The following is a 14056-nucleotide window of genomic DNA, read 5'->3' as shown; positions in this document are numbered from 1 at the left end:
ACGGACGACCCCTGCGGCGGCTCTCCGGGAAGGTGCCCCGGAGGGCTCGGTAGGGGCTCCTTGGATCGGCAGGCGGGGGCCTCGGCGGGCCTTCCAAAGGGGGAGCGCGGTGTCCGGAATGCTCCCGTACGCGAGGAACGCGGGCGGGTCGTGGTCCGGAACGAGACGGACGGCACATCGGACGGCGACAGACGCCGGCGGACGGCGGACCGGACCGCCCGCCGGACGGCACCCCGCTCGGCGCGGGAGGATGGGGCCGGTGCGTCGATCGAGGAGGGGGTGCGCCGGTGGTGCCGGTCGTGGTCGCGGCGGTGCTGGTCGGTCTCCTGGCGGCTCCGCCGCTGCGCGGGCTGGTCGCCCGGTTCGCGGTGCCGGAGGGCGAACCGTGGCGTGAGGCGTGCCCGACCTGCGGGCGAGCGGCGCGCCTGCTGCCGCCGACCGGGCGCTGCCCGGGCTGCCGGGAGCGGCTGGGCGCGGGCCCGTGGTCGGTGGAGTCGGTCGCGGCAGCGGTCGCCGTCGCGGTGGCGTACGCGGCGCACGGGCCGGTGGCCGCGGCGCTGGGCTGGGCGGCCGCGCTCGGGGTGGCGCTCGGTTTCGTCGACGCGCGGGTGCGCCGGCTGCCGTACCGGCTGACCCTGCCGCTGCTCGGCGGGGTGGCCGCGCTGCTGGTGGTGGCGGCGCTGGCCGAGGGGCGCACGGGGGTGCTGCTGCGCTGTCTACTGGTGGCGCTGACGGTCGGCGCGGTGCTCGAACTGGCCGTCTGGGCCCGGGCGTTGGGGCCCGGGGACTCCCCGCTCGGGTTCACGCTGGGTGGACTGCTCGGCTGGTACGGCTGGTCGGTGGCGCTCGGCGGGATGGTCGCCGCGGTGGTGCTGGCCGGTCTCTGGGCGGTGCTGCGGGCCGTCGCCGCCCTGGTCCGCCGGCGCCCGGTGCGCGGACTCGACGTCCCGGTGGGCCCGTTCCTGCTGCTCGGCGCGCTCACGGCGGTGCTGGCCGGGTAGCCCTTCCGAGCGTCGGCGGACGCGGCAGGGCCCGCCGTACCGGAGTGGTACGACGGGCCCCGCCGCCGGCGCGCGGGCCCCACCCTCAAGGAGCGGCGCGCCGGGGAAGGTGAGTCCTTACGGCATCTTGTGGACGAACGGGCCGACCGCGTCGGAGAACGCGTTGCCGTTGGCGGCGTCCCAGTTGGTCGACCAGGTCATCGCGCCGCGGATGGTCGGCCACTTGGCCGGCGGTACGAAGCTGCCGCAGTTGTTGCCGGTGGCCAGGCAGTCCAGCGCGTTGTTCACCACGGTCGGCGGGACGTAGCCGCCGCCCGCCGCCTTGCTCGAGGCCGGGACGCCGATGCCGACCTGGTCCGGCCGCAGACCGCCCTGGATGTGGGTGCAGACCTGGGAGGTGATGAAGTCGACGGTGCCCTGGTTGTAGACCTTGCCGTCGCAGCCGTTCATGCCACCCGAGTTGTAGAACTGGGTGTTGACGACGGTGAGGATGTCCTTGGTCTTCAGCGCCAGCTGGAAGTAGGCGCCGGAGGTGCTGTACATCCCGATGGTCTCGGGTGCCATGGTCAGGACGAAGCCGGCGCCGACCTTGGCCTGCAGGGCGTGCAGGGCGTCGCCGAGCGGGCCGGCCTGGACGCCGTTCTCCAGGTCGACGTCGATGCCGTCGAAGCCGTAGTCCTCGATGATCGCGTAGGCGCTGTTGGCGAAGTCGGCGCCGGCGGTGGCATCCCCGACGGTGATCGCGCCGTTCTGGCCGCCGATGGAGAGGACGACCTTCTTGCCGGCCGCCTGCTTGGCCTTGATGTCGGCGCGGAACTGGGCGTCCGTGTAGCCGCCGAGCGCCTTGGACAGGCCCGGGTCCAGGGTGAAGCTGATCGCGCCGGTCCGGGTCGGCACGGCGTCGGCGAAGGAGACCGCGATGATGTCGTACGCGTTCTGGACGTCGCTCAGGCGCTGCGGGGTCGAGTTGTTGTCGAAGTTCTGCCAGTAGCCGGTGACCGCGTGCGCCGGCAGGCCGGTGGCCGGCGGGGTGGTGCCGGTTGCCGTGGCGGTGGGGGTGGGCGTGGCGGTGGGGGTCGGGGTCGCCGTCCGGGTGGGCGTGGCGGTGGCCGTGGGGGAGGCGGTGGCCGTCGCGGTCGGCGTGGCGGTCGGGGACGCGGTCGGCGACGGGGTGCCGGTGCCGCCGGGGCCGATCAGCGCGACGTCGTCGGCGAGGTAGGCGCTCTGCCCGTACCAGCCGTGCAGGTAGACGGTGACGCTGGTGGCGTTCGCCCCGGTGGTGAAGGTGGTGGACAGCTGGTTCCAGCTGTTCTGGTTCGACCAGGCGGACGGGTCGGTGCCGCCGGTGCCGCGCGCGCCGAGGTAGACGTACGGGCCCTGGACCCAGGCGCTCAGCGTGTAGCTGGTGTTGGGCAGCACGCTGACGGTCTGGGTGCACTCGGCGGTGTCGCCGGCGCTCGGGGTGGCCTGCAGCGCGCCGGTGCCGGAGTGGGCCGGCGAGGAGACGGCGGTCGCGGCGCCGGTGCAGCTCCAGCCGCCCAGCCCGCCGTCGAAGCCGCCGTTGGTGACCAGGTTTCCGACCGCCGCGCTGGCACCGCCGGCGAAGAGGGCGAGGCCGCCGCCGGCCAGGGCGAGGGCGGTGGCACCGGCCGCGACGGCCGGGAGGGGGCTGCGCCGGCGCTTGTGCGAGGGCTGGTTCAGCGTACGGGCCATGGGGTGGCGCTCCTGGGGGAGGAGCGGCCGCCGCGGTGGGGGTCGCGGCGGCCGCGTGTGGGGGAGGGGAGGTCCGAAGTGAGCCTGGGGGAGGGGACCGGAGGAGGGTCGTTCCGTCCCGGGTCACAAGCTGGACTAGACCATTGCTGGTCGTCAAGCATCGGACGGACGGCTTACGGTTCCGTTAAGGATCCGGAGACCGTTCCGTGTCCGCACCGCCCCGGCTTCCGCATGGCTGCCGCACCACTCCCGAACGGCTCCCGGGCGGCCCTCGTACGCCCCCTCGCGTCCCGCGACGCGCCCGTCGCGACAGACTTCGTACAGGACCGTGACCAGACCGCTACCTGCGGCTTTACCGTGTGCCTGCGTGCCGGAGTAGGCTGCGCCGGGGCGGTGACGCACCAGCTGAACGAGCACGGAGGGGTCCGGGAACCATGGGTCTGCGCGATGTCGCCGAACGGACGCCGGGGCTGCGCACCCTGCTGGGCGGGATGTACGGGCTCTACGGCCGCCGGGTCGAGGTCCACCTCGCGCGCACCCCGCACCACATCGGCGTGATCCTGGACGGCAACCGCCGCTGGGCCAAGGCCACCGGCGGCTCCACCGCGTACGGACACCAGCGCGGCGCCGACAAGATCACCGAGTTCCTCGGCTGGTGCGACGAGACCCACGTCAAGGTCGTCACCCTCTGGATGCTCTCCACCGACAACCTGGACCGCCCGGCCGACGAGCTGGTCCCGCTGCTCGGCATCATCGAGGACGCCGTCACCGGCCTCGCCGCCGCCCGCCGCTGGAAGGTCCACCCGGTCGGCGCGCTGGACCTGCTCCCGCAGCACACCGCCGACGTGCTCAAGCGCGCCGCCGACGAGACCGCCGACATCGACGGCATCACGGTCAACGTCGCGGTCGGCTACGGCGGCCGGCACGAGATCGCCGACGCCGTCCGCTCGCTGCTCCAGGAGCAGGCCGGGCGCGGCACCTCGATCGAGGAACTGGCCGAGATCCTGACCGTCGAGCACATCTCCGAGCACCTCTACACCCGCAACCAGCCCGACCCGGACCTGATCATCCGTACCTCGGGCGAGCAGCGGTTGTCCGGTTTCCTGCTCTGGCAGAGCGCGCACAGCGAGTTCTACTTCTGCGAGGCGTACTGGCCGGCCTTCCGCAAGGTCGACTTCCTGCGCGCCCTGCGGGCGTTCGAGCAGCGCAACCGGCGGATGGGTCTGTAGTCCCGGCCCCACGGGCCCGTGGGGAAGGGGCCCCGCTCGCCGGCCCCAGGGCGAAGTGACCGCCGTAGGGCTGGCCTACCCGGCTGCCACACGAGGCCAAACGTTCACCGGCAATGATCCGTCAGTTCGCCGGGGGCGTGAATGCACCGCCCCCCGCCTGGGAATACTCCAGTCAGTCCGGTTCCGAGGCCACCGGGGCAGCGGGGACCGGCTTGCCGCGGATGACGCAGGGTCATCCGCTCTGGAGGCCTAGTGGTCAGTTCCAAGAGCCGCCGGACACCAGACCGGCGCACGTACGTTCTCGACACCAGCGTGCTCCTGGCGGACCCGCTCGCCATGACCCGCTTCGAGGAGCACGAGGTCGTCCTTCCGGTGGTGGTCGTCACCGAGCTGGAGGCCAAGAGGCACCACCCGGAGCTGGGCTACTTCGCCCGCCAGGCACTGCGGTTGCTCGACGACTACCGCATCCGCCACGGCCGGCTCGACGAGCCGATCCCGGTCGGCGAGCTCGGCGGCAGCATCAGGGTCGAGCTCAACCACTCCGACGTCTCGATACTGCCGGCCGGGTACCGCGCCGGCGGCGGCGAGGCGGACACCAGGATCCTGGCGGTCGCCCGCAACCTGCAGGCCGAGGGCTACGACGTCACCGTCGTCTCCAAGGACCTGCCGCTGCGGATCAAGGCCAGCTCGGTGGGCCTGCTCGCCGAGGAGTACCGGGCCGAGCTGGCGATCACCTCCGGCTGGACGGGCATGTCCGAGCTGCACGTTCCGGCCGACCAGGTCGACTCGCTGTTCGCGGCCGGCCACGAGGCCGCGGTGGACCTCGACGGGGCCGCCGAACTGCCCGTCCACACCGGGCTGGTGCTCACCTCGGAACGTGGCCGCGCGCTCGGCCGGGTCACCGGTGACGGCCGGGTCCGGCTGGTGCGCGGGGAGCGCGAGGCGTTCGGGCTGCGCGGGCGCAGCGCCGAGCAGCGGGTGGCGCTGGACCTGCTGCTCGACCCGGACATCGGCATCGTCTCGATGGGCGGCCGGGCCGGTACCGGAAAGTCGGCGCTGGCGCTGTGCGCGGGTCTGGAAGCGGTGCTGGAGCGGGGGCAGCATCGCAAGGTGATGGTCTTCCGGCCGCTGTACGCGGTCGGCGGCCAGGAACTCGGCTACCTGCCGGGCTCCGAGGCGGACAAGATGGGCCCCTGGGCGCAGGCGGTCTTCGACACCCTCTCCGCCGTCACCACCCCGGACGTGATCGAGGAGGTCATCTCCCGCGGGATGCTGGAGGTGCTGCCGCTGACCCACATCCGGGGGCGCTCGCTGCACGACGCGTTCGTGATCGTGGACGAGGCGCAGTCGCTGGAGCGCAACGTCCTGCTGACGGTGCTGTCCCGGATCGGGCAGGGGTCGCGGGTGGTGCTCACCCACGACGTGGCGCAGCGGGACAACCTGCGGGTGGGCCGGTACGACGGTGTGGTGGCGGTGGTCGAGAAGCTGAAGGGGCATCCGCTCTTCGCGCACATCACGCTCACGCGCTCGGAGCGTTCGCCGATCGCGGCGCTGGTCACGGAGATGCTGGAGGACATCAACCCGTGATCCGTCCCTGATCGGGACATAGTCGGACAATAGGGTCAACTTGCGCCCTGGGGCTCGCTCCTGACGGAGCGGGCCCCATCCGTTTCATCACATCGAGTGCTTTCCGTCCGGAAAACTCCGGGGCGGTGAATGTGACATGCGCCACGCGGACGGGAATTGCGTCGACCGCACCCGGTGCGGCATGGTGAGGGTTCTGTCAGGCCCCGCGTACGGCGCGGCAGGGCTTCCGGACTCCGGGAGTCAGGCCCCGGAACGTCCACCAACTCCGGTCGGTGGACACACAATTGAAGACCGATGAGCCGTACGCCGCCCGATTCCAACGCCCGGTCGCCTCACCTCGGCCGGACGCCGGGCCAGCACCTCCCGTGACCAGAGCACCGTGCGGAGGTCCGTGCCAAGGGGCATGTTGCGTCCGCACGGTCACGCGTGGGCGATGCTGGAAGGAATCCATGTGACTCGGATCTCGGTCCGGGGAGTTGCTGTGGCCTCCGCCACCGCCGTCACCGCTGTCGGTGCCGTCGTGGGCATGGCCTCGGGCAGCGAGGGCAAGACCATGCAGACGGTCGACGTCGCCGGTGCGACCCTGCTTGCCGAAGTCCCCTCTGGCGCCCAGGCGCAGACCATCAGTGACAACATCGGCCAGCAGGCATCCGCCCAGCAGGCCTCCGCCGACGCGGCTGCCAAGGTCGCCGCGGAGCAGAAGGCCGCCGAGGAGGCCGCGCGCCAGCAGGCCGCCGCGGACGCCCAGGCCAAGGCCGACGCGGACAAGGCCGCCAAGGCCGCCGACGACCAGCGCAAGGCCGCCGAGGCCGCGAACCGGTCGAAGGCCCGGTCGGCGATGACCGCCGTCGACGACAGCACGCCCCCCCCGGTCTCGGTCAGCCCCGGCTCGGTCCAGGACGTGGCCCGGCAGATCGTCGGCGACGACGCCCAGTTCCAGTGCTTCAGCCAGATCGTGAAGCGCGAGAGCGGCTGGGACTACACCGCGACCAACAAGAGCTCCGGTGCGTACGGCCTGGTCCAGGCGCTGCCCGGCACCAAGATGGCCTCGGCCGGTGCCGACTGGCGCACCAACCCGGCCACCCAGATCAAGTGGGGCCTCAGCTACATGAACAGCCGCTACGGCAGCCCCTGCGGCGCCTGGTCGTTCTGGCAGGCCCACAACTGGTACTAGGAGCGGCAGCCGCTCCGGCGGCGCACTCCGTACGGCCCCCGGCCGCTCGCCCTTCCCGGGCGGGCGACCGGGGGCCGTCGCTTTTCGGGGCGCCGGTTCCGGGGCGCCGGTTCCGGGGGTGTCGACGTTCGGCCGGGCCGGGAAAAGGCGAACCGCGCCGCCCGGGCTGCGCTGACCAGTGCGCTCTCGGGCGGTGCGGTCCTGGGTGCGGACGCGGGGCGCGGGAAGGGGTCCTGGTTGCTTCCCGCACCGGCCGGTCCGCCGGCGGTTGGCTGTCGGCTGCCCTCCGGAGGTGTGGCCTCCGGGTCTCGTCGGGTCTTGTCCCGACTCCTCCCCAGCGAAATGGGTCCGAAACCACCTGGAACAGGGCGATTTGTCCATGTTCTCGGGGTGAGGTGTTCGAGTCGAACCCACCGGCGGCCGGACTCGCCGCACCCTCGCCGGGTAGCGTCATCCCTTGACGGCCGCGGCAGGACCGCGGCGTACCGCCGGGCACGGCGGACCGGGCAGGGGATCGGTGGTAGCGAGGATGGCGCGGGGCGGAAAGGCCTTCAAGGCCGTGGCCAAGGGCATGGCCGTGGTGGCGAGCGCGGCCGCCGTGATCGAACGGCGCCGACGCGCCGCGATGGCGGCGGACCCGCATGAACTCGCCGTCCCCGCGCTCGCCGAGGGACCTGCACTCGCCGCGGGACCTGCACTCACCGAAGGGCACGGGCCCGCCGTCGTCGAGGCGCCCGGCCCGGTGCCGGTGCCCCGGACCGATCCCGCCCCGCCGCCGGCGGGGCCGACGGGCACCGCGGTCGCCGCGGCCCCCGCGCCCGCCACCCCGGCCCCGGCCGCACCCGCCGCGCACGCGGGCCTCGGCCGCGAGTACCACCCCGGCCGGCCCGCCACCCCCGCCGAGGCGGTGCCGTGGGGGCTGCGGGTGGCCGCCGAGTCGACCTGGCGGCTGCTGCTGCTCGGCGCCGCGCTCTACGTCGTCTTCTACGTGGTCGACATGCTGCGGCTGGTCGCCTTCTCGGTGCTCGCCTCGCTGCTGATCGCCGCGCTGCTGGAGCCCTCGGTGTCCTGGCTGCGCCGGCGCGGGGCGCCGCGCTCGCTGGCGGCGGGCGGGGTGTTCCTGAGCGGTCTGGCCGGGATCGGACTGGTCGGCTGGTTCGTGGTCTGGCAGGTGAGCACCAACCTGCCGGACGTCACCGCCCAGGTCAAAGACGGCGTCAACCAGCTCCGGGACTGGCTGATCACCGGGCCGCTGCACCTGACCCAGCAGCAGATCAAGGACTTCGCCGACCAGATCACCAAGGCGATCACCACCAACACCGATCAGCTCACCTCGGCCTCGATCACCGGCGCGCAGATCGCCGTCGAGGTGCTGACCGCGCTGCTGATGACCTTCTTCACCACCTTCTTCCTCCTCTACGACGGCGAGCGGATCTGGAACTGGGCGCTGCGCGGGCTGCCCCGGCACTCCCGCTTCGCGATGGCCGGCGCCGGCCCGAAGGCCTGGGCGACGCTCACCGCCTACGTGCGCGGCACCGTCTGCGTGGCCTTCATCGATGCGGTCTGCATCGGCACCGGCATCGAACTGCTGGGCGTGCCGCTGGCCACGCCGCTGGCCGTGATCATCTTCCTGGGCGCCTTCGTCCCGCTGGTCGGCGCGTTGGTCACCGGCACCGTCGCGGTGCTGATCGCCCTGGTCACCCAGGGGCCGTGGACGGCGCTGATGGTGCTGGTGGTGCTGATCGCGGTGATGCAGGTGGAGAGCCACATCCTGCAGCCGCTGATCCTCGGCCGGGCGGTCCGGGTGCACCCGCTGGGCGTGGTCCTCGGCGTCGCGGCGGGCGGCATCATCGGTGGCATCGGCGGCGCGGTCGTCGCCGTCCCGCTGATCGCCGTCACCAACACCGTGATCACCCACTTGCGCCGCCGCAACGAGGCCGGCCAGGCCGTCTTCACCGCCCTCGAAGCCGCCCGCGAAGCCGCCGCCGCCCGCGAAGCCGCCCAGCACACCGCCGCCGCCCACCCGGCCCCACCCGCCCAGCCGGCCCGGCCCGCCACGGACTGAGCGCGCCTCGGCGCCGGAGGGCCGGAAACGGCGGCGGGCCCCTCGCGGACGTGGTGTCCGGGAGGGGCCCGCGCGGGGTGCCGGGTGGGTCAGGCGGTGACGGCGGCGAGGGCGGCCTCGGAGTCGAGGACGCCGGCCACGGCCTGCAGGACGGCGGCGATCTTCATCGAGGCCTGGACGACCTCACGCTCGACGCCGGCCTTGCGCAGGACGGCCTCGTGCGAGTCGAGGCACTGGCCGCAGCCGTTGATGGCCGAGACGGCGAAGCACCAGAGCTCGAAGTCGACCTTCTCGACGCCCGGGGTGCCGATGATGTTCATCCGCAGACCGGCCCGCATCGTGCTGTACTCCTTGTCGGAGAGCAGGTGCAGCGTCCGGTAGTAGACGTTGTTCATCCCCATGATCGCGGCCGCGCCCTTGGCGGCGGTGTACGCCTCGGGGGAGAGGTTGGCCTTGGCCTCGGGCTCCAGCGCGCGCAGCAGACCGGGGCTGCGGGTGGCCATCGCGCAGGACAGCACGGTGCCCCAGAGCTGCTGGGCGGGGAGGTCGGAGTTGCCGATGACCGAGCCCAGGTTGAGCTTGAGGTCCTTGGCGTAGTCCGGGAGGGCGGCCTTCAGGTCGTCGAGGGCCATGGATCAGCCCGCCAGCAGGGCCTGGGCGTCGAGGGTGTCCTCGCCCTTGGTCCAGTTGCACGGGCACAGCTCGTCGGTCTGCAGGGCGTCCAGCACCCGCAGGACCTCCTTGGGGTTACGGCCGACGGAACCGGCGGTCACCATGACGAACTGGATCTCGTTGTTCGGGTCGACGATGAAGACGGCGCGCTGGGCGGTGCCGTCCTCGCCCTCGACGCCGCAGTCGCGCATCAGGTCGTGCTTGACGTCGGCCAGCATCGGGAAGGGCAGGTCGCGCAGGTCCTTGTGGTCCTTGCGCCAGGCGTGGTGCACGAACTCGGAGTCGCCGGAGACGCCGAGGATCTGGGCGTCGCGGTCGGCGAACTCCTCGTTCAGCTTGCCGAACGCGGCGATCTCGGTCGGACAGACGAAGGTGAAGTCCATCGGCCAGAAGAAGACGACCTTCCACTTGCCCTCGTAGGACTTGTGGTTGATGTCAGCGAAGGCGTTCGCGGCGTCCAGGTCGACACAGGCCTTGAGGTCGAACTCGGGGAACTTGTCACCGATCGTGAGCACGTTCGCTTCTCCTGAAGTGAGATGAGGGGAGCTTTGTCCGGATTCCGGACACGCATCACAATTCCACATCGTGGACTGATCGGAGAAATAGCTACACTGGATGTGTCTGATCGGAGATTGTTATCAGTACCGAATCCCCCACGTCGCGGCCGGGCTCCCGGCGGGGCGCCGCCGCCAAGGCCGACCCGACTGTGACGAGCGCCACGGCCCGCAGTCCCCGCAGCCCGACCATCGCCCAGCTGCGGGCCTTCGTCGCGGTGGCCGAGCACCGGCACTTCCGGGAGGCCGCCGCCGCGACCGGGACCAGCCAGCCGGCGCTGTCCGGGGCGGTCGCGGCGCTGGAGGAGTCGCTGGGCGCGCAGTTGGTCGAGCGTACGACACGCAGGGTGATTATCACCCCGCTGGGGGAACGCGTGCACCAGCACGCCCGCCGGGTGCTCGCCTCGCTGCAGGTCCTCACCGAGGAGGTCGAGGCCGCCCGCCGCCCGTTCACCGGGCCGCTGCACCTGGGCGTCATCCCGACCGTCGCGCCCTACCTGCTGCCCATCGTGCTGCGGCTGGTCCGCGATCGCTTCCCCGAGCTGGAACTTCACGTCCACGAGGAACGCACCCCGTCGCTGCTGGAGGGCCTGGCCGCCGGGCGCCTGGACGTCCTGCTGCTCGCGCTGCCGGCCGGCGGCACCTCGCCGACCCTGGACATCCCGCTGTTCGACGAGGACTTCGTCCTGATCACCCCGCCCGGCCACCCGCTCGCCGGGCGGATCGACGTCCCCCGCGACGTCCTGCTCGACCTGGACGTGCTGCTGCTGGAGGAGGGTCACTGCCTGCGCGACCAGGCGCTGGACATCTGCCGTGAGGTCGGCGCGGACCCGGCGGGCTCGACCACCCGCGCGGCCGGTCTGTCCACCCTGGTCCAGCTCGTCGCCGGCGGCCTCGGGGTGACCCTGCTGCCCGCCACCGCGCTGGACGTCGAGGCCGGTCGCGCCGACCGGCTGGCCGCCGTCCGCTTCGCCGCCCCGGCGCCCGGCCGCCGGATCGGGCTGGCCGTCCGCCCGGGCTCGGCCCGCGGCGCCGAGTACGGGCGCTTCGCGGCCGCGCTGCGCGAGGTGCTGGCCGAACTGCCGGTCCGGATCGTCTCCTAGCGGGCGGGCGTGCCCAGGCAGAGCCCGACCGTGGTGGCCACCAGCAGGTCCAGCGCCCGCAGGGTGTCCGGGCCGGGCTGCTCGCCGGGGGCGCGCAGCGACAGGTAACGGTCGGTCAGGCCGTGGAAGCCGGTCAGGAAGTGGACGGCGATCTCCTCGGCGGGCACGGGGAGCCGCAGGCCGTGTGCCTCGGCGAGCGCGGTGATCATCTCGACCGCGGTGCCCTCGGTCTCGTACTGCAGGGCCCGCATGATCTCCTGCAGGTCGGGGTCGCGCATCGCCAGCGCCGCGAACTCGCTCAGCAGCATGCAGCGCCCGTCCTCGCCGGTGGAGCTCTCCCACAGGGCGTGGACCAGTGCCCCGACCTGCTCGCCGAAGGGGCCGTCGCCCGGGGAGGCGGCGCGGACGGAGCCGATGAACTCGGCGGTCAGCTGCTCGATGACGGCCCGGTAGAGGTCCTTCTTGGTGCCGAAGGTGTAGTGCACCGTCGCCTGTGCCACGCCCAGCTCGGCCGCGATCGCCCGGGTGCTGCCGGCGGCGATCCCCTCCCGGGCCATCAGGTCGATGGCGGCCTGGACCAGCTGCGGGCGGCGTTCGGAGGCGGGGACATGAGCCATTGGGCCAGGGTATCGCCACGGTCGAGCAACTGTGTCGAGCAATCCTGTCACTCGCTCCTGTCGGCCGACTTTGTCACCCGACAAACTTGAGCGTACGGTGGAACGCGACCTGCCCTGACCGACCCGAGGGACCGCCCATGGCCACGTACCTGTACCGACTGGGCCGCTTCTGCTTCCGGCGCCGGCGCGCCGTCCTGGCCGTCTGGATCGCCGTCCTGATCGCGATCGGCGGGGCCGCCGGCGCCTTCGCCGGCAAGACCAGCGACGAGTTCACGGTGCCCGGCACCGAGGCGCAGAGCACCCTGGACCGGATCAAGGACACCTTCCCGGTGCAGGGCCACGGCTCCGCCCAGGTCGTCTTCGCCGCCCCGGCACCCGGCGGCGCCACCACGCCCGAGGCGGCCGAGGCGATCGGCGCGGCCGTCGGCCGGATCGCCCACGTCCCCGGCGTGGCCACGGTGCCCGACCCGTACGCCACCGGCGCCGTCTCGCCGGACCGGCGGGTCGCGATCGCCCTGGTCTCCTTCGACCGCAAGCTCGCCGACGTCACCGACCGGCAGCGCGACGCGGTCAAGGCCGCCGCCGAACCGGCCCGCGCCGCCGGGCTGGAGGTGGCCTTCGGCGGCGACGCGTTCAACAGGTTCGCCCAGATCGAAGGCGGCTCCGAGTCGATCGGCCTGGTGGTCGCCGGGGCGGTGCTGGTGATCACCCTGGGCACGCTGGTCGCGGCCGGGCTGCCGCTGCTGACCGCGCTGGTCGGCGTCGGCGTGGCGATGGCCGGACTGCTGGCGCTCACCGGCTCGTTCCGGATCATCACCACCGCGCCGGTGCTCGCCCTGATGGTCGGCCTCGCGGTCGGCATCGACTACGCGCTGTTCATCCTGTTCCGCCACCGCCGCCACCTGGACGAGGGACTGGAGCCGGAGGAGGCCGCCGCCCGTGCCACCGCGACCGCCGGCAGCGCCGTCGTCTTCGCCGGCCTGACCGTGGTCGTCGCGCTCGCCGGACTCGCCGTCGCGGGCGTCCCGTTCCTCACCGTGATGGGCCTGGCCGCCTCCGGGGCCGTCGTGGTGGCCGTCCTGGTCGCGATCACGCTGCTGCCCGCCGTGCTGGGCTTCGTCGGCCGCGCGATCGACCGGCTGCCCGTCTGGAAGCGGGCCCTGCACACCACCGGCAGGACCACCATGGGCGAGCGCTGGGCCCGCTTCGTGGTCCGCCGCCCGCTGCCCGTCCTGCTCGTCGGCCTGGCCGGGCTGGGCGCCATGGCGGTGCCCGCGGCGAGCCTGAACCTCGGCCTGCCGGGCGGCGGCTCGCAAGCCGTCGGGACGGACGCCCGCACGGCGTACGACCTGGTCAGCGGCGGCTTCGGGCCGGGCTTCAACGCGCCGCTCGTGGTGGTCGTGGACGCCAACGGGGCGCCGCGGCCCGAGCAGGCGGTGCAGGAGGTGGCGGGCAGGCTGCAGACCCTGAAGGGCGTTCAGACGCTGCTGCCGCCACAGGTCGACCGGAGCGGCCGGACCGCCCTGGTGCCCGTCATCCCGCGGACCGGCCCGGACCACGAGGACACCAGGGCGCTGGTCAACGAGATCCGCGACCAGCGCGCCGAGTTGAAGGCCGCCACCGGCGCGGACATCGCCGTCACCGGCACCACCGCCGCCAACATCGACGTCTCCGCCAAACTCGGCCAGGCCCTGCCACCGTTCGTCGCGGTGATCGTCGGCATCGCGCTGGCGCTGCTCGCCCTGGCCTTCCGCTCGGTGCTCGTGCCGCTCAAGGCGGTGCTGGGCTTCCTGCTCAGCATCGGGGCCTCGCTCGGCGCGGTGGTCGCGGTCTACCAGTGGGGCTGGCTGGACGGCCTGATCGACGTGCCGAAGGTCGGTCCGGTGGTCAGCTTCGTGCCGATCCTGCTGATCGGGGTGCTGTTCGGGCTGGCGATGGACTACGAGCTGTTCCTGGTCTCCGGGATGAAGGAGCAGCACGTCCACGGCACGGCGCCGCGCGAGGCGGTCGTGGGCGGGGTCAAGGGCGGCGCCCGGGTGGTGACGGCGGCCGCGCTGATCATGATCTCGGTGTTCGGTGCCTTCGTCTTCGGCCACGACCCGATCGTCCAGCCGATCGGCTTCGCCCTCGCGGTGGGCGTCCTGGTGGACGCCTTCGTGGTGCGGATGGCGCTGGTGCCGGCCGCGATGGCGCTGTTCGGCAAGGCCGCCTGGTGGTTCCCGAAGTCGCTGGAGAAGGTCGTGCCGAAGGTGGACATGGAGGGCGAGCAGCTGATCGCGCGGCTGGCGGAGCAGCCGGCGAAGGAGCCGGGGAAGGAGCCGGCCGGGGTCTGACACCCCGG

The 14056-nt window shown here is 72.9% G+C and carries 11 protein-coding genes; 7 read left to right on the top strand and 4 right to left on the bottom strand.

The genetic code is table 11. From position 1 onward, the window contains the following. Window positions 1-287 precede the first annotated feature (287 nt). Entirely contained in the window at window positions 288-1001 is a 714-nt protein-coding gene (locus ACZ52R_RS07505; protein WP_465616786.1) for an A24 family peptidase, read from the top strand. 117 nt (window positions 1002-1118) lie between these two features. On the opposite strand, the gene ACZ52R_RS07500 is transcribed toward ACZ52R_RS07505, so the two are convergent. Further along, window positions 1119-2714, bottom strand: a complete 1596-nt coding sequence (locus ACZ52R_RS07500) for a chitinase (RefSeq protein WP_465616788.1) — start codon at window positions 2712-2714, stop codon at window positions 1119-1121. A gap of 434 nt (window positions 2715-3148) precedes the next feature. Here ACZ52R_RS07500 and ACZ52R_RS07495 point away from each other — a divergent pair, with 434 nt between their 5' ends. The 4 genes from ACZ52R_RS07495 (at window position 3149) to ACZ52R_RS07480 (ending at window position 8769) form a co-directional block, all read left to right on the top strand. Beyond that, window positions 3149-3943 (top strand): isoprenyl transferase, encoded by a 795-nt coding sequence (locus tag ACZ52R_RS07495; RefSeq protein ID WP_360506502.1) that lies wholly within the window; start codon window positions 3149-3151, stop codon window positions 3941-3943. A 252-nt stretch (window positions 3944-4195) separates the two neighbouring features. Further along, entirely contained in the window at window positions 4196-5530 is a 1335-nt protein-coding gene (locus ACZ52R_RS07490; protein WP_465616790.1) for a PhoH family protein, read from the top strand. Between the two features lie 451 nt (window positions 5531-5981). Beyond that, the gene (locus ACZ52R_RS07485) at window positions 5982-6704 is read left to right on the top strand and encodes an aggregation-promoting factor C-terminal-like domain-containing protein (protein ID WP_465753075.1); all 723 of its coding nucleotides are present in this window, start codon (window positions 5982-5984) and stop codon (window positions 6702-6704) included. A gap of 529 nt (window positions 6705-7233) precedes the next feature. After that, entirely contained in the window at window positions 7234-8769 is a 1536-nt protein-coding gene (locus tag ACZ52R_RS07480) for an AI-2E family transporter (RefSeq protein WP_465616794.1), read from the top strand. Between the two features lie 89 nt (window positions 8770-8858). Here the strand turns inward: ACZ52R_RS07480 and ACZ52R_RS07475 are convergent, their stop codons facing one another. Together ACZ52R_RS07475 and ACZ52R_RS07470 are read right to left on the bottom strand one after the other, a co-directional pair. Further along, entirely contained in the window at window positions 8859-9401 is a 543-nt protein-coding gene (locus ACZ52R_RS07475) for an alkyl hydroperoxide reductase (RefSeq protein WP_360506514.1), read from the bottom strand. A gap of 3 nt (window positions 9402-9404) precedes the next feature. Continuing rightward, on the bottom strand, window positions 9405-9956 hold the full coding sequence (locus ACZ52R_RS07470) for a peroxiredoxin (RefSeq protein ID WP_360506517.1): 552 nt from the start codon (window positions 9954-9956) through the stop codon (window positions 9405-9407). A gap of 191 nt (window positions 9957-10147) precedes the next feature. On the opposite strand from ACZ52R_RS07470, the gene ACZ52R_RS07465 reads away from it, so the two are divergent. Beyond that, window positions 10148-11098 (top strand): LysR substrate-binding domain-containing protein, encoded by a 951-nt coding sequence (locus tag ACZ52R_RS07465; protein ID WP_360506520.1) that lies wholly within the window; start codon window positions 10148-10150, stop codon window positions 11096-11098. On the opposite strand, the gene ACZ52R_RS07460 is transcribed toward ACZ52R_RS07465, so the two are convergent. Beyond that, window positions 11095-11715, bottom strand: coding sequence for a TetR/AcrR family transcriptional regulator (locus ACZ52R_RS07460; protein WP_360506523.1), 621 nt, complete (start codon window positions 11713-11715; stop codon window positions 11095-11097). The two genes, ACZ52R_RS07465 and ACZ52R_RS07460, sit on opposite strands and share 4 nt — an antisense overlap. A 137-nt stretch (window positions 11716-11852) precedes the next feature. Here ACZ52R_RS07460 and ACZ52R_RS07455 point away from each other — a divergent pair, with 137 nt between their 5' ends. After that, window positions 11853-14048: an MMPL family transporter gene (locus ACZ52R_RS07455; protein WP_465616797.1), complete on the top strand. Its 2196-nt coding sequence runs from the start codon at window positions 11853-11855 to the stop codon at window positions 14046-14048. Window positions 14049-14056 lie beyond the last annotated feature (8 nt).

This window comes from Kitasatospora sp. NPDC034023, from assembly GCF_055575795.1.
This window is presented reverse-complemented; position numbering and strand designations above follow the sequence as displayed.